The organism is Micromonospora sp. NPDC047670 (assembly GCF_043204915.1).
In the GTDB taxonomy this organism is placed as follows: domain Bacteria; phylum Actinomycetota; class Actinomycetes; order Mycobacteriales; family Micromonosporaceae; genus Micromonospora.
Genome location: NZ_JBIDDA010000022.1, coordinates 37,436 through 55,653, shown reverse-complemented (window position 1 = coordinate 55,653; position 18,218 = coordinate 37,436). Strand labels below are relative to the sequence as shown.

General features: G+C 72.7%; 14 protein-coding genes and 1 pseudogene. 4 read left to right on the top strand and 11 right to left on the bottom strand.

Going from position 1 to position 18,218, the window contains the following annotated elements; genetic code table 11:
• Nucleotides 1-15: 15 nt before the first annotated feature.
• Together ACGF7U_RS30465 and ACGF7U_RS30460 are read right to left on the bottom strand one after the other, a co-directional pair.
• Nucleotides 16-309 carry a DUF1330 domain-containing protein gene (locus ACGF7U_RS30465; protein WP_393112582.1) on the bottom strand — a complete coding sequence of 98 codons (294 nt, stop codon included), beginning with the start codon at nucleotides 307-309 and terminating at the stop codon, nucleotides 16-18.
• A gap of 109 nt (nucleotides 310-418) precedes the next feature.
• Nucleotides 419-1,207 (bottom strand): NAD-dependent deacetylase, encoded by a 789-nt coding sequence (locus ACGF7U_RS30460; RefSeq protein ID WP_393112580.1) that lies wholly within the window; start codon nucleotides 1,205-1,207, stop codon nucleotides 419-421.
• A 262-nt stretch (nucleotides 1,208-1,469) separates the two neighbouring features.
• On the opposite strand from ACGF7U_RS30460, the gene ACGF7U_RS30455 reads away from it, so the two are divergent.
• Entirely contained in the window at nucleotides 1,470-2,192 is a 723-nt protein-coding gene (locus tag ACGF7U_RS30455; RefSeq protein WP_393112578.1) for a VOC family protein, read from the top strand.
• Between the two features lie 141 nt (nucleotides 2,193-2,333).
• Here the strand turns inward: ACGF7U_RS30455 and ACGF7U_RS30450 are convergent, their stop codons facing one another.
• Nucleotides 2,334-4,547: a DUF6461 domain-containing protein gene (locus ACGF7U_RS30450; RefSeq protein WP_393112576.1), complete on the bottom strand. Its 2,214-nt coding sequence runs from the start codon at nucleotides 4,545-4,547 to the stop codon at nucleotides 2,334-2,336.
• Nucleotides 4,548-5,258: 711 nt separating this feature from the next.
• Between ACGF7U_RS30450 and ACGF7U_RS30445 the strand changes: the two are divergent.
• Nucleotides 5,259-6,410, top strand: a pseudogene (locus ACGF7U_RS30445) (glycoside hydrolase domain-containing protein); the annotation flags it as partial.
• A 119-nt stretch (nucleotides 6,411-6,529) separates the two neighbouring features.
• On the opposite strand, the gene ACGF7U_RS30440 reads toward ACGF7U_RS30445, so the two are convergent.
• The 8 genes from ACGF7U_RS30440 to ACGF7U_RS30405 form a co-directional block, all read right to left on the bottom strand.
• A complete protein-coding gene (locus ACGF7U_RS30440; protein ID WP_393112574.1) occupies nucleotides 6,530-7,504 on the bottom strand; it encodes an acetylxylan esterase in 975 nt (324 codons plus the stop codon).
• A 93-nt stretch (nucleotides 7,505-7,597) separates the two neighbouring features.
• Nucleotides 7,598-8,287 (bottom strand): N-acetylmannosamine-6-phosphate 2-epimerase, encoded by a 690-nt coding sequence (locus ACGF7U_RS30435; protein ID WP_393112572.1) that lies wholly within the window; start codon nucleotides 8,285-8,287, stop codon nucleotides 7,598-7,600.
• Entirely contained in the window at nucleotides 8,284-9,234 is a 951-nt protein-coding gene (locus ACGF7U_RS30430) for an ROK family protein (protein ID WP_393112570.1), read from the bottom strand. The genes ACGF7U_RS30435 and ACGF7U_RS30430 overlap by 4 nt, the downstream gene beginning before the upstream one ends.
• A gap of 2 nt (nucleotides 9,235-9,236) precedes the next feature.
• Complete coding sequence (locus ACGF7U_RS30425) at nucleotides 9,237-10,175, bottom strand: dihydrodipicolinate synthase family protein (protein WP_393112568.1); 939 nt, start codon at nucleotides 10,173-10,175, stop codon at nucleotides 9,237-9,239.
• On the bottom strand, nucleotides 10,172-11,248 hold the full coding sequence (locus tag ACGF7U_RS30420) for an oligopeptide/dipeptide ABC transporter ATP-binding protein (protein ID WP_393112566.1): 1,077 nt from the start codon (nucleotides 11,246-11,248) through the stop codon (nucleotides 10,172-10,174). Before ACGF7U_RS30420 ends, ACGF7U_RS30425 begins: the two co-directional genes overlap by 4 nt.
• On the bottom strand, nucleotides 11,245-13,209 hold the full coding sequence (locus ACGF7U_RS30415) for a dipeptide/oligopeptide/nickel ABC transporter permease/ATP-binding protein (protein WP_393112564.1): 1,965 nt from the start codon (nucleotides 13,207-13,209) through the stop codon (nucleotides 11,245-11,247). The genes ACGF7U_RS30420 and ACGF7U_RS30415 overlap by 4 nt, the downstream gene beginning before the upstream one ends.
• Entirely contained in the window at nucleotides 13,209-14,165 is a 957-nt protein-coding gene (locus ACGF7U_RS30410) for an ABC transporter permease (protein ID WP_393112562.1), read from the bottom strand. The genes ACGF7U_RS30415 and ACGF7U_RS30410 overlap by 1 nt, the downstream gene beginning before the upstream one ends.
• A gap of 98 nt (nucleotides 14,166-14,263) precedes the next feature.
• The gene (locus tag ACGF7U_RS30405) at nucleotides 14,264-15,889 is read right to left on the bottom strand and encodes an ABC transporter substrate-binding protein (protein ID WP_393112560.1); all 1,626 of its coding nucleotides are present in this window, start codon (nucleotides 15,887-15,889) and stop codon (nucleotides 14,264-14,266) included.
• A 138-nt stretch (nucleotides 15,890-16,027) separates the two neighbouring features.
• Between ACGF7U_RS30405 and ACGF7U_RS30400 the strand changes: the two genes are divergently transcribed.
• Both ACGF7U_RS30400 and ACGF7U_RS30395 read left to right on the top strand, forming a co-directional pair.
• Complete coding sequence (locus tag ACGF7U_RS30400; protein ID WP_393112558.1) at nucleotides 16,028-16,756, top strand: FadR/GntR family transcriptional regulator; 729 nt, start codon at nucleotides 16,028-16,030, stop codon at nucleotides 16,754-16,756.
• A 232-nt stretch (nucleotides 16,757-16,988) separates the two neighbouring features.
• On the top strand, nucleotides 16,989-18,173 hold the full coding sequence (locus ACGF7U_RS30395; RefSeq protein WP_393112556.1) for an NAD(P)/FAD-dependent oxidoreductase: 1,185 nt from the start codon (nucleotides 16,989-16,991) through the stop codon (nucleotides 18,171-18,173).
• Nucleotides 18,174-18,218 lie beyond the last annotated feature (45 nt).

The following is an 18,218-nucleotide window of genomic DNA, read 5'->3' as shown; positions in this document are numbered from 1 at the left end:
GCCGTCGGCGTCCGTTCAGGAGACCGCCTCGATGATGCGCAGGTCGCGCTCGGCTCCGTCACCGAGCACTCGCAGCGCCTGCTGGTAGGCGGGGCTGTGGTAGGCGGCGACCGCGGCGTCGACGCTGTCGAACTCGATCAGCGTCGTGCGCTCCACGATCCCGGACTCGAACGCGCGGGCCGGAAGCCCGCGCGCCAGGAACCTGCCGCCCGCGGCGCGCATCGCCGGCCCGGCCAGCTCGATGTAGGCGGCCAGCTTCCTCTCATCCTTGATCGACTGGAACGTGTTGATCCAGTACGCCTTCGTCATCTTTCCTGCCTCTCGCTCGGAGCGTTCGTGCGGCTCTGCTGGGAACTGGACGGCCGGACACCGGCGCTCGTAACCACCCCGGGGGTGAGCCGGGCCGATTCCGCCGCGGTCATTGATCGGTCTCCCCCCACGCCGCCGTGACCAGGGCCGGGAGGACCTGCGCCGCCGTGCCGCGCAGGTTGACGGCGCAGACCTGATCGAGCGGGGTCGGCTGCGGATTGACCTGGACGACGGTGGCGCCCGAGCGTGCCGCGATGCCGGGGATCTCGGCGGCCGGGTACACGACGCCGGAGGTGCCGACCGCCAGCAGCACGTCGCAGGCGGCGGCCGCGCCGACCGCCGCGGTCAACGCCTCCTCGGGCAGCGCCTCACCGAACCACACCACTCCCGGGCGGACGGGCGCCGCGCAGGACGCGCACCGCGGCGGCGGCATCCGGCGTCCCTCGTCCGGCTGGGCGAGCTCGTCGTCCGTGGTCTCCTCGACGGCCGCCGGGTGGGCCGCCGCCGCGACGCAGCGGGGTGCGAACAGGCTGCCGTGCAGGTGGATCACCGGCCGGGCTCCGGCCCGTTCGTGCAGGTCGTCGACGTTCTGGGTGATGACGGCGCTGCCGGGGACCCGGGTCTGGATGGTGGCGATCGCCAGATGTCCGGGGTTGGGCTCGGCTCGGGACACCCGCGCGCGCCGCCACTCGTACCAGCCCCAGACCAGGTCCGGATCGGCGTGGAACGCCTCCGCCGTGGCGAGCTGCTGAGGGTCGAAGCGCGCCCACAGGCCGGTGAGACCGTCACGAAAGGTCGGCACGCCGCTCTCCGCGGAGATGCCGGCGCCGGTGAGGACGACGACACGGCGGGCGCTGCCGAGGAGTTCGGCGGCGCGGCGGAGCAGCACACCTTCCATGTGTGGAGATCATGCCAGCACGCCACGGACCCCGGCCCGCAACCGCCTCACGGCAGATCCGGATCCCCGTGCCCGGCCGGCCAGGACGGGGGTGGGCCGTCGAGGCTCCGCGCCGCGCGCCGGCGGCACGCCGTCGGGTGTTCCGGCCGCCGTCGAATACTCGGCTGCGGGTGGCCCGGCTCACCCGTAGGCTCCCGCTCGACGGGGCGGTGGGGCTCCTGACGACAGCGGTCGGTCAGCGGGGTCGGAGAGGAGCAGAGGTATGACCAGTCAGTTGTTCGCGGTCAGCTTCGACGCGAACCAGCCACTGCACCTCGCCCGGTTCTGGTCCGGGTTCCTGGGGTGGGAGCTGGCCGACGACCCACACGACGGCGTCACGCTCCTGTCCGACGATGACACCGGGTTCCGCATCCGCTTCCTGCCGACCCGGAACCCGAAGGTCGGCCAGAACCGGATGCACTTCGACCTGACGAGCACGTCCCCGGAGGACCAGCGGCAGACGGTAGCCCGGGCGCTGAGGCTCGGCGCGCGGCACATCGACATCGGCCAGCGCCCCGAGGAGGGTCACGTGGTGCTTGCCGACCCCGAGGGCAACGAGTTCTGCGTCATCGAGCCGGGCAACACGTTCCTCGCCGACTGCGGCTTCATCGGAGCACTCGCCTGCGACGGTTCGCAGGAGGTCGGGTACTTCTGGAGCGAGGCGCTGGGGTGGCCGCTGGTCTGGGACCAGGACCAGGAGACCGCGATCCGTTCGCCGTCCGGCGGCCCCAAGATCACGTGGGGCGGCCCGCCGCTGATGCCGAAGACCGGCAAGCAGCGACTGCACTTCGATCTCGCCCCGCCTGCCCACGGTGATCAGCAGGCAGAGGTCGACCGGCTGGTCTCCCTCGGGGCGACCCGGATCGACATCGGCCAGGGCGAGGTCGACCGGGTGGTGCTGGCCGACCCCGATGGCAACGAGTTCTGCGTGCTGACGCCCCGGTAGCGCGGTGAACGCACCGTCGGCGGCGCGGGGTACCGCGACCCTGGTGGCGGCGCTACGGTGGTCCCGACCTGGAGGTCCACCGACGGCCCGTCGTGGCGGCTGAGGGCCAGCGACAGGTGTCGGGCGTACGGCGCCGAGCCGTCACTGCCCGGCGGACCTGACGATCCTGGCTCGCGCGTCGGCGACCAGGTTGGCCGCGTGGGGGCCGGCGGCGTGGCGGGCCGCGGCGACGGTGTCCGTGACCGCGGCGACCGGGTCCGGGTTGGTCGCGCGGTGCAGGGCGAGCCAGAGCCACCGGTGTTCGCCGTCTTGGAGCTGGGACCGGCGGGCGCGCAGGTGCGCGGGCGGGGTCAGGGCGCGGGCGGCGACGCTGGCGGCGATGTCCGAGTCGTCGCCGAGTCCCGCGTAGCGGGCTGCCTCCGCGGCGGCCCACCAGGCCAGGTCCCGCAGTTCCGGTTCGGGCAGCCCGGTCAGCAGCTCTGGTTCGGGCAGCCCGGTCGGCGCCTTGACGGCGGGACCGAGGGGTCTGCCGGGCCGCGGCCGGCGCGGGTGCAGCGCGGGTAGGTCCGGCACGATCCGGAAACCGATGTCGGCGGCCTCGATCCGGGCCAGGTCCTCGGCGGTGAGGCCGTGGCCGGTGAATCGCTGCACCGCGACCAGGCCCATCATCGACTTGCCGCGGTGGTGGTCGGCGAAGTCGAGGCCGGCGAGCGCCGCGGCGACCGATGGTGGCGCGTCGAGGTCGCCGAACGGCTCCACCCGCAGCAGTACCTCGCCGCGTTCGGCGAACGACAGCCGGGTCACCGCGTTGACGTTCCAGAACATGCTGGCGGCCCGCCCCCCGGCGGACGTGCGGGTCAGCACCGGCGCGGTGGAGCCCTGCCAGCCGTTGTACTCCACGGCGAGCACGGCGCCGCCGACGTCCAGCACCGCGACCCACGGGTCGATCGACTGCCGCCGCAACAGGTCCTCGCTGATCGCGCGCATCGACTCCGGTCGGGCCGGGTCCGCGCCGAAGGCGCGCAGCACGTCCGCGGCGCTCGCCCCGGTCACCACCGTGACCGTCGCGGCCTCGCCGAGGGTGCTGCGGCGCAGCCACCGGTACGCGGTCTCGGGCCGTTCGGGCCGCGCCGGCTCCGGCTCGCCGCGCAGCCGATGGCCGAGCCGGTCCGTACGGGCGTACACGATCTCGGGCCCGGCGGGCGCCTGCCACACCACCAGCTCGTAGTGCTCGGTGTCGCCCTCGTCGGCGTCGTCCCGACCGCGGGCGTGCACCCGTAGCCGGTAGTCGCCCGGCCAGGGCGGGGTGACCCGGCGCAGGTGCGGCTCGACCGCACGGGACCCGACCACCGACGCGCCGCCGGCTGCCGCCCGCCAGCTGACCTCGACGATCTCCTCCCACCCGGTCGCGACGTCCGGCGGTGGTCCGGCCAGGACGCTCAACGTGATCCGGACGTGCCCGGTCCGCACGCCGGTACGGATCACCGCGCCGCCCGGGACGACCGCGACCAGCCCGTTGCCGCCGAAGTCGACCTCCGGAACGGCGGTGCCCTCCGACAGCGCGAACCGGTGCCCGGCCACCGGCGCCGACCCGCTGCAGTGGCGGGGCAGCAGGTACTCGGCGCGGGCCCGGTCGAGCAGCGCGGCGGCGTAGCCGGCGGGCATCGGGGAGTCGCGCAGCAGGAGGACCGCGGTGCCGATCGCGACGCCGAGCACGGCCGGTGGTTCCGTGGCCCAGGGCCGGATGCCGACCCGGCGCAGGACGGCGGCGGCCGTGGCCACGGCCAGCGCGAGCTGGGCCGCGCCGTGCGCCGCGGCGATGTCCCGCTCGTCGGTGATTCCAGGCGCCACCGTCAGCAGGGGAGCCACCCGCGGCTGGGTGGCCAGCCGGCGGGCCAGCGCGGCGACCAGCGGCACCGCGCCGGGCCGGATCTGCTCCAGCACGGCCGCTCCGGTGACCGCCTCGCTCTGCCCGCTCACGCTCGCGACGCCGAAGCTGCCGGTGACCGGCTCACCCAGGAGACCGGTCAGGTCGGGGGCGTCGCCCAGGTCCAACTCCGCCACGGTCAGTTCCAGCGCGCCGAGCAGACGTTCGGTCAGCAGCGGCGGCAGCGAGCCGAGCGCGTCCCGCACCGACGGGTCGCCCGACCGGGCCGGAGCACCGGGGCTGAACCGGGCCACCGCCGGGTGCGCGACCGACGACCCGCGGATCGGCCAGGTGTCACCGTCCTCGACCGCCCGCAGCCGGCCGAGTTCGGCCGCCGGTCGCGTCGGGATGCGGGCGACGACGAGCGGCAGCGCCGCGGCGACCGGGCCCGACAACTCCGCGAGTACCGCATCAGGAACCTCGACCACCGCGCCCGCCGCCCTCCCGTACCGGAGGGCACATCGTAGCCATCGACGATCACTCCCGCCCGCCGCTCTCGCGCCACATTGACGGACATCTCTAGCGCGAACGGCACCCGCGTGGTAGGAATCTGCCAAATCTCTTCTCGGTTACGAAATTTTTCCACAGAGAGGGACCCGATGACGACAAGACGGATCATGGCCACCCTCGTGGCTGCCGCCGTCGGCTTGGCCGTGGCGGCCACACCGACCCGGGCGGCCCCCACGGACGAGCGAACCGTCAGCTACCGCGGATATCACCTGTCGGTCCCCGCCGAGTGGCAGGTCGTCGACCTGGCGGCCGACCCGCACGCGTGCGTCCGCTTCGACCGGCCCGCGGTCTACCTCGGCCACCCGGGGAACGAGCCCTGGTGCCCCACCGGACTCGTGGGGCGAACGGCGGGACTGATCGTCGAGCCGATCGACTCCGTCACCGCCGAACGACTCACTGCCGACACGGCGGTCACGGCGAGCGGGAGGGCGACCGTGGGCAGCCCGGCCTCCCGCGACGGATCGATCCAGGTCGCGGTCCGGGACGCGGGCGTACTCGTCACCGCCCTGCACACGCCGGACACCGAGCCGGCGGTCCGCCGGATCCTGGCCTCCGCACGCCTCGGCCCGGGCGCACGGCCGGTGTCGGTGGACGACGTCCGCGCCGAGGCGAGGTCCGCCACGGTGACCGCGTCGGCGGCGCCCGGCCCGCAGCCGGGCACCTACACCGGCAAGGGCTTCGACACGTGCACCGCCCCGTCGCAGTCGACCATGGACGCCTGGCGGAACAGCTCGCCGTACCGGGCGGTCGGCATCTACATCAGCGGCTCCAGCCGGTCCTGCGCGCAGGCCAACCTGACCGCGAGCTGGGTGACCAACCAGACCAGCAACGGCTGGCATCTCATCCCCATCGAACTCGACCGGCAGGCGCCGTGCGGCACCCGCACACCGAAGATGTCGTACGACCCGGCCACCGCGCGGTCCGAGGGGGCGGCCCGCGCCAGCAGCGCGGTGAGCGCGGCCCGGACGCTGGGCATCCCCGGCGGAAGCGTGATCTACAACGACATCGAGCACTACCCGTCGAGTGAGTCGTGCAAGGCCGCCGTGCTGTCGTACCTCTCCGGCTGGACCGAGCGCCTCCACGCGCTCGGCTACCTCTCGGGCATGTACTCCAGCGGCTCCTCCGGGGTCCGGGACCTGTGCAGCGCCTACCACGACAGCCGGTACACCCGCGTCGACCACCTCTTCTTCGCCTGGTGGAACGGCGTGGCGGACACCGACGCCGGCGACTACTGCGCGGACGCCTACTACGCCAACCGGCAGCGCATCCACCAGTACACCGGCGACAGCTACGAGACCTGGGGCGGCGTACGGATCTACATCGACCGCGACTACCTCGACGTGTCGACCGGCACCACCCCGCCACCGGACGGCTTCAGCACCACCGTCGACAACACCACCACAGGTCGCTTCACGGCGAGCGCGAACTGGGGTACGTCGGCCTACTCGGCCCAGCGGTACGGTACCGACTACCGGTTCGCCTCCCCGACCCCCGCCAGCGACACCGCCTGGTACCGGGCGGACGTACCGGAGACCGGCTCCTACGAGGTCTCGGTCTGGTACCCGGCCGACCCCGGTTACAACGACGCGACCCCCTACATCGTGGCCACGACGGGCGGTAACCAGACCGTACGGGTGAACCAACGCCTCAACGGCGGCCGCTGGGTGTCGCTCGGCGTGTTCACCCTGGGCGCGGGCGACGGCAACAAGGTGGGCGTGAGCCGGTGGACCAGCGGCGTCGGCTATGTCGTCGCCGACGCGGTCCGCATCACCCGCGTCTGACCGGTGCCACGTCACCGCGGCGGGGTGCCTCCGCCGCGGTGACGCGTCGCTCCCCGTTCGGCGAGGGCTGGGCCGCCGAGGTCGAGTCGCCCCGCCCGTCGCCCGGTCGGGCCCGCCGGTCAGGGCGTCTTCGCGCCGAGCGTCTTGTGCAGCCAGGCGAGTTGCTCGAGCTGGTGGCCGCCCCCGCCGCCCTCGTGGTCGTTGAACTCGTACACGCGCAGCTCCTTGTCGCCGCCATAGCGGTGGTAGCCGGCGAAGCAGGTCGAGGGTGGACAGGTCTGGTCCATCATCGCGATGGAGAAGAGCGCGGGCGCGGTCGCCCGGGGCGCGAGCACGGCGGCGTCGAAGTACGACAGCGTGTGGAACACCTGGCTGGTCCGGTCGCGGTGCAGCTTGAGGTATTCGACGATCTCGCCGTACGGGCCGCGGCCGGCGACCTGCGCGCCGCGCCGGAAGTCGCACAGGAACGGCACGTCCGGCATGACCGCCGCGACGCTCGGCAACAGCGCGGCCACCGCCAGCGCGAGGCCCCCTCCCTGGCTGATGCCGGTGACCACGACGCGGTCGCCGTCGACTGCCGGATGCTCCTGCGCAGCCTGGGCGAACCGCACGGCGTCGGTGATCAGCCTGCGGTAGTAGAAGCTGTCGGGATCGGTGATGCCGCGGGTGAGGAACCCGGGAACGGTGCCCGCGGGGTACGGGTGCGGGTCCGCGGTGACGCCGGACGAGGCGCTCCAGCCCTGGCCCCGGGTGTCCATGATCAGGTGCGCGAAACCCGCCGCGGCCCAGAACAGCTTCTCGTGGGGCAGGCCACGGCCGCGACCGTAGCCCAGGTACTCCACGACGCAGGGCAGCGGCGCCGCGGCGTGCGTCGGCAGATGCAGCCAGCCGTGCACGGGTTCGCGGGCGTATCCGGCGATGGTGACCGAGAAGGTGCGGATCTGGGTGAGACCCGTGTCGACGGGCTCGTACGCCGCCCGGCCGGGTTCGTCGGCGCTCAGCGTTCGCGCCCAGAAGTCGTCCAGGTCTGACGGAGCAGCCAGTTCGGGTCGGTACGCCCGGCACTCGGCCAGGGTGAGATCGGTCAGCGCCACGGCACAACCTCCTGCAGGCGGACGTCGGATGTCGATTGCGGCGGGACGCCGTTGGGCATCCTGCCAGAGGCGGTACGGGGTCGCACCTGCTGGTCACTCCTCCGCGGTGGCGTCGGCCACGGCCGACGCGAACCAACCCGTGATGGTGGTCGGGTGGGTGATGGCGGTGCCGACGACCACGGCCCACGCTCCGGCGCGTAGGGCCTGGGCCGCCTGGGCCGGGGTGTGTATCCGCCCCTCGGCGAGCACCGGCACGTCGACGGCCGCCGCCAGCCGGGCGACCAGCTCGAGGTCCGGCCCCTCTCCCCTGGTGGTGTAGGCCGTGTACCCGGCCAGCGTGGTGCCGACCAGGTCCGCGCCCGCGTGCGCGGCGGCGACGCCCTCGTCCAGGGTGGAGCAGTCGGCCATGACGAGGGCGCCGGTCCGCTCGTGGACGGCGGCGATCGTTTCGGCGAGGGTCAGGCCGTCGGGCCGCGGCCGGCACGTGCCGTCGAGCGCGACGACGTGGGCGCCCGCCCGGGCGACGGCCACCGCATGCCCGAGCGTGGGGGTGATGAAGACGTCGTCGGCGCCGTCCTTCCACAACCCGATCAGCGGGAGGTCGACCGCGTTCCGGATCGCGGCGATGTCGTCGAGTCCCTGGGCGCGGATGCCGGCGGCTCCGCCGCGGGCGGCGGCGAGGGCGACGCGGCGCATCGTGTCCGGATCGCGCATCGGCTCGCCCGGATACGCCTGACAGGAGACCACCAGCCGGTGGCGGAGCTGCTCGACCAGCGAGGTCATGACACGGTCTCCCAGGCCAGCGAGGCGGCGCCGAGAAGCGGGGCGTCCGCACCGAGAGCCGAGGCCAGGACGGGCACTGCGTCCAGACCGGGCAACGCCTCCCGCTTCACCGCGTCCCGGAGCGCCTGCCACCAGGGCTCGCCGAGGCCCGTCACGCCACCGCCGATCACGACGGCGTCCGGGTCGAGCACGTTGACCAGCCCACCCACGGCGGAACCCACGGCCGTTCCGCCCAGCAGGACGACCGCTCCGGCCGCCGCGTCGCCGCCCTGCGCGAGCGCGGCGACGGCCCGTAGGTCGTCGACCGGCCGGCCGGTCCGCCGCGCGTACTCGGCGGCCAGTCCGGGCCCGGACGCGATGGCCTCCAGGTGCCCGCGTCCACCGCAGGTGCAGGGCAGCGACCGGGCGTAGCGGGAGGGCTGGTGACCGGCGTGCCCGGCCGCGGAGTGCGCGCCGGCGAGCACGGTGCCGCCCACGACGAACGAGGCGCCGACGCCGGTGCCGACGGCGACGAAGAGCACCGTCTCGCAGCCGGCCGCGACGCCGTGGCGCGCCTCGCCGAGGGCGTGCGCGTGCACGTCGTTGACGACCGTGACGGGCAGGCCCAGCAGCTCGTGCAGCCTCCCGCGCAGGTCCGTGCCGGCCCAGCCGGTCAGCACGTCGGTGGCCGAGAGCACCCGGCCTGTCGTACGGTCGACCACCCCGGCGCTGCCGACCCCGAGCGCGTGGACGAGCGGGGCCGCCGACCTCGCCCGCAACCGGCCGACGAGGCCGGCGGCGGTGTCGAGGACGGCGGACGCGCCGGCCCGGCCGGGGGTCGGGGCGGTGGCGCGGTCGACGACCTCGCCCTGCCTCGTCACGAGGGCGGCTGTCGTCTTGGTGCCACCGATGTCGAGCGCGGCCACCGCCTCGGCGGCGGCGGCTGGGGGCTTGCTTGCCTCGGCCATGGTCAGAGGAGCCCCGCCAGTTCCAGCTGGGTACGCACCCGGGCCGCCTCGTCGGCGTCGAGCGGTCGCAGCGGAAGGGAGACCGCGTTGCTGTCGATGACGCCGAGCAGGACGAGGGCGGTCTTGAACGCGCCGACGCCCCTGGTCGCCCCGGCCGCCGTGGCGGGGTCGGCGGCGTCGACGATGCGGAACAACCGGGTCAGGCGGTCCTGCTCGCGACGCGCGGCGTCCCAGTCGCCGGCGACGCAGGCCCGGTGCAGCCGCACGTAGCCGGCCGGGTCCACGTTGCCCAGCCCCGGGACGGAGCCGGAGGCGCCGGCCAGCATCATCGCGTCGACGACCACCTCGTGTCCGGTCAACAGGTCGAAGCCGGCCTCCGGTGCGTGCTCCGCGATCGCCAGCACCAGCTGGCGGAAGGCGACGTCGTCTCCGCTGGAGTCCTTGACGCCGGCGAGCACCCCGTCCACCGCGAGACGGGTGAGCAGGTCGGTGGTGAGCTTGGTGTGCACGCAGACCGGGATGTCGTAGGCGAGCACGGGAAGCTCGGCCGACGCGGCGATCGACCGGAAGTGCCGCTCGACCTCGTGCGGGCCGACGATGGCGTAGAAGGGGGCGGTCGCCACCAGCGCGTCGGCGCCCAGCCGCGCCGACGCCTCGGCCCGGTCGCGCACCCGCCGGGTGGTCGGCTCGATGCAGCCCGCGATGACGGGTACGGCGCCCCCCACGGTCTTGACGACGGCCTCGAGTGCCTGGTCCCGCTGCCGGTCGGTGAGGAAGACGGTCTCGCCCGAGCTGCCCAACGCGAAGATGCCGTCGACGCCGGCGGCGAGCATCCGCTCGACGAGCCGTTCGAGGGAGTTGACGTCGACCTCGCCCTCCTCGGTCAGGGGGGTGACGGTCGGCGGCACGACTCCGGCGAACCGCGGGGCTGGGGTGGTCACGCTGTCTCCTCGACGTGTAGGGGGGTGGTGCGGCCCGTCACCGCGCTGGCGAGTTCGACCAGCTCCGCGTTGCTGGTCCCGGCGGGAACGGGGTGGTGACACCGGAACTCGTGGGTGTCCGCGCCGTCGGTGTTCGCCCGTTGTGCCGGCGGCATCTCGGCGGCGCAGTGGTCGGTGGCGTTCCAGCAGCGGGTCCGGAACGGACATCCGCTGGGCGGCCGGGTGGCGGACGGGACAGGACCGACGAGCGGGATGGGATCGATGGGCGAGAGCAGACCCGGGGTGGCGGAGAAGAGCGCGCGGGTGTACGGGTGCCGTGCCCTCCCGGGGAGCAGGGCGGCCGGCGCCTGCTCGACGATCCGGCCGAGGTACATCGTGATCACGCGGTCGCTGATCCGCTTGACGGTCTGGATGTCGTGGGAGACGAAGACCATCGCCAGCCCGAGCCGGTCCTTGAGGTCCAGCAGCAGGTTGAGGATCTGGGCGCGGACCGAGACGTCGAGGGCGCTGGTGGGCTCGTCGGCGATGACCAGTCCCGGCTCCAGGGCCAGGGCGCGCGCGATGGAGACCCGCTGCCGCTGGCCGCCGGAGAGCTGACTCGGCAGCACCTCGGCGACCGAGCGCGGCAGCCCCACCAGGGCCATCAGCTCCGCGACCCGCGCCTCGCGCTGCGCCCTGGTGCCCCGGCGGTGCACGTCGAGCGGGTCGCGCAGGATGTCGCGGACCGGCATGCGGCGGTTCAGCGAGGTGGCGGGGTCCTGGAAGACCATGCCGACGCCCGCGCCGATGTGCCGGCGGCGTTCCGCCGCGCTCATCGACCACACGTCCCTGCCGGCGAAGCTGACCACCCCGCTCGTCGGCCGCTGGAGCCCGACGAGCACCTTGGCCAGGGTGGACTTGCCGCAACCGGACTCGCCGACGATGCCGACGGTCTCGCCGGGGCGGACGGCCAGGTCCGCGCCGGTGAGGGCGTGCACCCGCGCCCGGTTGAACAGGCCGTTGCCGCGGGTGCGGTGCAGCACGTGCACGCCGTGCAGCTCGACGATCGGCTCGCGCGGAGGTGTCCCGCTCATCGGATCAGCTCCTTGTCGCTGACGGTGACGGTGACGGCCGGGTGGTGGCAGGCGTACCCGTGCTCGGCGGTGCCGGTCAGCCGGGGAACGGTGTCCCGGCAGACCTCGGTCGCCATCGGGCACCGGTCGGCGAATCGACAGCCGGACGGGAAGTCGGCCGGCGCCGGCACCACGCCACGGATCTGGGTGAGCCGCTCGGCGCCGGCCTCCAGGGAGAGGACGGACCCGAGCAGTCCCCGGGCGTAGTGGTGCGCCGGGGCCTCGATCACGTCGGCGGTCACCCCGGTCTCCACGATCTGCCCGCCGTACATCACGACGACCCGGTCGGAGACGTCGCTGACCAGCGCGAGGTCGTGGCTGACCAGGATCAGGGCGAAGCCCAGCTGCTCCCGCAACCGCAGCAGCAGCTCCATCACCTGCGCCTGCACCGTGACGTCGAGCGCGGTGGTCGGCTCGTCGGCGATGATCAGGCTCGGGTCCCGGGACAGGGCCATCGCGATCACCACCCGCTGCCGCTGCCCGCCGGAGAGCTCGTGCGGGTACGCCGTCAGGGTGCGCCAGGGGTCCAGGCCCACCAGCCGCATCAGTTCCTCGGCCGACCGGGTGCCACCGCGGCGGATCATCTGCGCGAGCTGGACGCCGACGCGCAGCGCGGGGTTCAGCGCGGAGAGGGCGTCCTGGTAGACCATCGTGATCTCCCGACCCATCAGGGCGCGCCGGCGCTTCGTGCTCATCGCCAGCAGGTTCTCGCCCCGGAAGTGGATCTCCCCGCGCACCCGCGCACCCTGGGGCAGGAGGCCCATGACGGCCAGGGCGGTCAGGGACTTGCCCGAGCCGGACTCCCCGACGAGACCGACCACCTCGCCGGGACGGACGTCGAACGTCATGCCGTCGACGATGTCGACGCCCTGGTGACGCCCCTCGAAGCCGATCGACAGATTCTTGATCTCGAGGACGGGCCGGCCCTGCGGCAGGGGTCGTGCGCGCTCACGCAGCCGCTGCGCCGCGAGGTCGAGACCGGGCAGCGGCACGACCTCGCCGGAGCCCGGCAGCGCCGGCTCGGCCGGGTCGGCGACCGACGCGGTGGTGGCCCGCCGGGCGGCCGGGGCGGCCCAGGCGTCGGACATCCCCTCGGAGAGCACGTTCAGGGCGAGCACGGTGAGCAGGATGAGCAGACCCGGGAAGAAGGTGGCCCACCAGCCACCGATCTGCACCATCTCCTTGCCGAAGGCGATGACCGAGCCCCACGAGGACTCGGCCTCCTGGGGCGCCAGCCCGCCGCCGATGAAGGAGAGGGACGCCTCGAAGACGATCGCGTCGGCGACCATGACGGTGACGAAGACCAGGATGGGGGCGGCGCAGTTGCGCAGCACGTGCCGCCAGAGGATGTGGGGCCGGCGCGCCCCGATGATCCGCTCGGCCGCGACGTAGTCCTCGCGGTACTGCGAGAGCACGTTGGCGCGGACGATGCGCGCGATGGACGGGGTGAAGACGAAGCCGATCGCCAGCACGAGGACCAGCAGGCTGTTCTTCCCGAACGAGATGATCAGCAGGGCGGAGAGCACGATGGCGGGGAACGCCATGACCACGTCGAGGCAGCGCATGACCACCTCGTCGACGGCGGTCCGGCTGGTGCCCGCCAGCGCGCCGAGGAGACCGCCGACGAGCAGGGCGATGCCGGCCGCGCCGAACCCGACGATCAGGGAGCGTCGGGTGCCGGCGACCAGGCGCGAGAAGACGTCGCGGCCGAGCTTGTCCAGGCCGAACCAGAAGTCGCCGTTCGGGCCGGTGAGCGCGGGGCCCAGCCCGGCCTGCGCCGGGTCGTGCCGGAGCAGGAGCGGCGCGAAGAGGCCCACCACGACGACGAGCAGCACGAAGCCGAGCGCGATCCGGGCGGTGGGACGGAGCCGGGTGAAGGCGACGCCGGGGCGGGAGAGCTGGGCGGTGAGCGTCCGGCGCATCAGTGGCCTCCGCGCAGTCGGGGGTTGGCGAAGAGGTAGAGGATGTCGACGATCAGGTTCACCACGACGAACCCGAGGGCGATCGTCAGCACGGTTCCCTGCGCGAGGGCGGTGTCGTTCTGCTGCACCGCGCTCATGATCTGGGTGCCCATGCCGGGCAGCGAGAAGATGGCCTCGATGACGACGGTGCCGCCGATGAGGTAGCCGATCCGCAGGCCCAGCGCCGTGAGCGGGTTGACCAGCGCGTTGCGCAGCACGTTGCGGCCGACCACGACGCGCGGCGGCAGGCCGGCGCCGATCGCGGTGCGGACGTAGTCCTTGTCGAGCTCCTCGACCATGGACGTCCGCACGATCCGGGCGAGCGAACATCCCACCGGTACGGCGAGCGCGAGCGCGGGCATGACGAGGGACTGGAACCAGAGGCTGGGCGAGTCGGCCGGGTTGACGTAACCGCCGGTCGGGAAGATGGGGCGACGGACCGCGAGTTCCTGGATGAACAGGAGGGCCAGCCAGAAGGACGGCATGGCGATCCCGGCCATGGAGACGAACCGGATGGCCTGGTCGGGCCAGCGGTCCCGGTACAGCGCGGCCGGGATGCCGAGGGCCAGGGCGATGACCAGCGCGCCGAGCACGCCCAGCGCCGTCAGCTGGATCGTCAGGGGCAGCGCGGTGGCGATCTTGTCGGCGACCGGCACCGAGGGCGGGAAGGTCATGCCCAGGTCGCCCCGCACCAGGTCGCCCAGGAAGTGCAGGTAGCGCAGCGGCAGTGGGTCGTCGAGGCCGTTGGCGGCCTTGAACGCCGCGACCTGCGCGGGGGTCGCTTGGTCCCCGAGGACGGACAGTGCGGGGTCGATCGGGGAGAACTGCATGATCACGAAGACGAACAGCGTGATGCCCAGCCCCAGGGGAATCAGGGTCAGGAGTCGTCGCGCGACCAGGCTCAGGACGGTCAGCATGGTGTCTCTTTCTCGTCAGCGGGCACCGGTGTCCCGCCCCGCCCGGGGACAGCCCGGGTCGGGGCGGGTCGGCAGGTTCCGGGCCCCCGATCCGGGGCTCAGCCGCTGCGGCTGGTGTCCAGGAAGTACAGGCCGGTGGTCGCGGCGCCGGAGAAGCCGGTGACCTTGGCGGGGTCGTAGGCCGTCACGACCTTCGTGTGCAGGATCGGGTAGAGCGGGACCTCGTCGGCCACCATGTCGAGGGCCTGCTTCCACAAGGCCTTGCGGGCCGTCTCGTCGGAGGTCTGCGCCGCCTTGTCGAGCAGGGCGGCCATGGCCTTGCGGTCCGCGTCGTTCCAGCGGTAACGCTTGCCCGGCCAGGTCTCGCCGTAGTAGAACCAGCGCATCAGCAGATCGGTGTCGATGCCGAAGACGCTCGGGTCGCCGGTGGCCATCAGCACCCGGAAGGTGTCCTTCGGCACGACGTCGCCGTAGATGGCCGCGGACGGCACCGTGTTCAGGCTGGCGTTGACGCCGATCTTCTTCCACTGCTCGACGACCAGCGGGGCGACGTCCTTCACGACGGAGTTGTCCGTGGTGTCGAGCTGGATCGACAGGTTCGTGACCCCGGCCTGCGCGAGCAGGGCCTTGGCCTTGTCGGGGTTGTAGTCGTAGACCGTCGCTGCCTTCTGGTAGTCCTTGTTGCCCTCGTCGAGGTAGCTCGTCGCCGGGCTGCCGTACCCGCTGAGCGCCGTCTTGATGACGGCGTCCTTGTCGATCGCGTAGTGCAGGGCCTGGCGTACCCGCTTGTCGTCGAACGGCGCCGCCTTGGTGTTGAACATGAGGAAGACCTGGTTGAAGGCCTGCTTCACGTCGACGGTGTACTTGCCCTTGAGTGAATCGACGTTGAGGTACGGCACCGACTCGATCGCCTGGACCCGGCCGCCCTGCAGATCCGACACCCGGGCCGCGGCCTCCGTGGTGGTGTTCCACGTCATGGTGTCCGCCTTGGCCGGGCGGGGGCCGTTGTAGCTCGGGTTCCGGCTCAGCTTGATACCGGACTCCTTCGACGCGCTGTCCATCTTGAAGGGACCGGAGCCGATCGGCGCCGTGTCGAAGGCCTTCGCGGCGGCCGCGTCGGCGGTCTTCGCCTTGGGGAGGATCTTGATGACGGCGATGCGCTCGGCGAACAGGGCGAACGGGTACTTCAGCGTGAACTCGGCGGTCGTCGCGTCCTTGGCGGTGACCGAGTCGATGAACGGGACGAACCCCTGCATCAGCGGCGGAGCCGCGGGGTCCGCCGGCTTCAGTACCCGGTTGAAGGACCAGGCGACGTCCTCGGCCGTGACCGGGGCGCCGTCGGAGAACTTGGCGCCGTCACGCAGGGACACGGTGTACGTGCGTCCGTCGGCGCTGGCGACCGGGAACGCCTTAGCCAGCGCGAGATACGGCTCGCGGGTGATCGGGTCGAGGTCGACGAGACCTTCGAAGATGTGCTGGTTGACCGCGGTCGCCACCGCTGACGAGGCGTTCGCGGGATCGAACCCGCTGGAGAGGGTGAAGGCCATCGTCGCCTCGATCGACTTTCCGCCCTTGCCGTTCGAGACGGCGTTGGTCGAGGCGGGGCCGCCGCTGCACGCTGCCAGCCCCAGCGCCAGAGTTGCCGCGGTAGCCACCGTGGCCAGCGAGCGAACCTGGCGCGGTGCGCCGAACCGTCTCCTCAACGGCGGGTGGGTGGTGCTCACGTAAATGCCTCCATAGGCTCTTCATGCGCTCCGCGTGACCGCTCAGCGCTGCGGGGGTTTGCGGTAGGGGTATGACGTCTGACGTCTGATGCCGATAGGCTGAGCGTGACAGATCCGTGAAGGAAGGGCAAGGGGCAGATGACGACGATCGACGCGAGTCCGCTACGCGGGCAGGAGCGCCCGGGTCCCCGCCGCCAGGAGGTCGTGACAGGGATCAAGGAGTACATCCTGCGCAATCGCCTCAAGCCAGGCGATCTCCTGCCCACCGAGACGGAGCTCTGCGAGGCCGTCGGCGCCAGCCGGTCCAGCGTCCGCGAGGCGGTCAAGATCCTCTCGGCCCTCGACATCGTCGAGGTGCGACACGGGCACGGCACCTTCGTCGGCCGCATGTCCCTCAACGCACTGGTGGAGAGCCTGGCCTTTCGCGGCCTGCTCAGCGGCGAGGAGGACCACCACGTGCTGGGGCAGGTCGTGGACGTCCGGCAGACGCTCGAGCAGGGCCTGGCGGCCGAGATCATCGACGTCCTCGACGACGGCCACCGCGCAGACCTCTCCGCGCTCGCCGAACAGATGGCGGAGCTGGCCGCCCAGGACAAGGACTTCCTCGAAATCGACCGGGCATTTCACCTGAAGTTGATGGAGCCCCTGGGCAACGACCTGCTCCTCCAGCTGACCGAGGCGTTCTGGCAGGTCCAGGCCATTGTGGCCCCCACGCTGCGCACGGAGCCCGAACACCGGGTGATCACCGCCCAGCGGCACCAAGCCATCGTGGACGCCATCCTCGGCGGGGATCCGGCGGTCCTGAAGGCTGCCGTGGCCGATCACTATGCGCCCATTCGCGCGAGCATCGCACGTGCCGTCCAGTGAGGACGGAAACCGCGCGCTACCTGCCACACCCGTTCCGCACCGCGCCCCGCCGATCGCACCGGCCGAACGCCACGGCTCGCTGATCGACGTCCGGGACGTAGCGGCCCGGCCCGCGCTCGCCGACAACTCGGCGTGCCGGGCCGGCGCCCCGCAGTGACCCGTCTCACCCCTTGTCACAACGATCCCTCGTGCGGTGTCTCGTACCCGAACCCCCTGCGACGGAGGAGACACCATGACTGGGAAAACCGATGTGGTCGTGATCGGCGGCGGATACGCCGGCGTCCTGGCGGCCAATCGCCTGACCGGGCGGGACGATGTGGCGGTGACCCTGATCAACCCGCGCCGGATCTTCGTCGAGCGGATCCGTCTGCACCAGTTGGTGGGCGGTTCCGACGACGCGGTCGTCGACTACCGGGAGGTCCTAGCCGAGGGCGTCCGGCTGGTGGTCGACACCGTGACACGGATCGACGCGGCCGAGCACAGCGTGGCGTTGGCGACCGGCGGAACGGTCGGCTACGACTACCTGATCTACGCGGTGGGCAGTGGAAGCGCCGACCCGGGTGTGTCCGGCGCAGCCGAGTTCGCCTACCCGATCGCCAGCCTGGAGGAGGCGCAACGGCTGCGGCCGGTCCTCGACGCCACCCCCGGCACGGCCCCGGTGACGGTGGTCGGAGCGGGTCCGACCGGCATCGAGACCGCCGCCGAGTTGGCGGAGGCGGGCCGCACCGTGACCCTGGTCTGCGGCGCGGTGCTCGGCCCGTACCTGCACCCCCGGGGTCGTCGCGCGGTGGCCAGGCGGCTGGCCAAGCTCGGTGTGACCGTGCTCGCAGGCCGCGACGCGACGGCGACGGCTGTCACTCGCGACGGCGTACAGCTCAGCGACGGTCGCGAGTTGCCGAGCGCGGTGACCATCTGGACGGCCGGATTTGGCGTGCCGGACCTGGCCGCGCGCAGCGGGCTGCGCACCGACGCCCTGGGCCGCCTGCTCACCGACGAGACGTTGACGAGCGTGGACGACGTGCGCATCGTCGCGGCCGGGGACGCGGCGGCGCCGTCGGATCTGCCGTTCCGGATGAGCTGCCAGGCCGCCACGAGGATCGGCGCACATGCCGCCGACACGGTGCTCAGGCGGCTCGCGGGTGAGCAACCCGCGCCCGTCAACCTGGGGTTCTTCGGCCAGTGCGTCAGCCTGGGCCGTCGCGGCGGCATCTTCCAGTTCGCCGCCAGGGACGACACCGCGAGCAGGTTCCACCTCGCCGGCCGCCCGGGCGCGACACTCAAGGAACTCGTCTGCAAGCACACGATCAAGCATCTGGCGGACGAGGCACGCGTGCCCGGCTCGCTCACCTGGGTCAGGGACGACAGGCGCCAGGAGTTGCTGCGGGCCAGGCACGGCGAGGTGCTCGGCCGCCGCTGAACGGGCAGCCGAGCCAGGCACCCGTGGAAGATCCGTCCGACTACG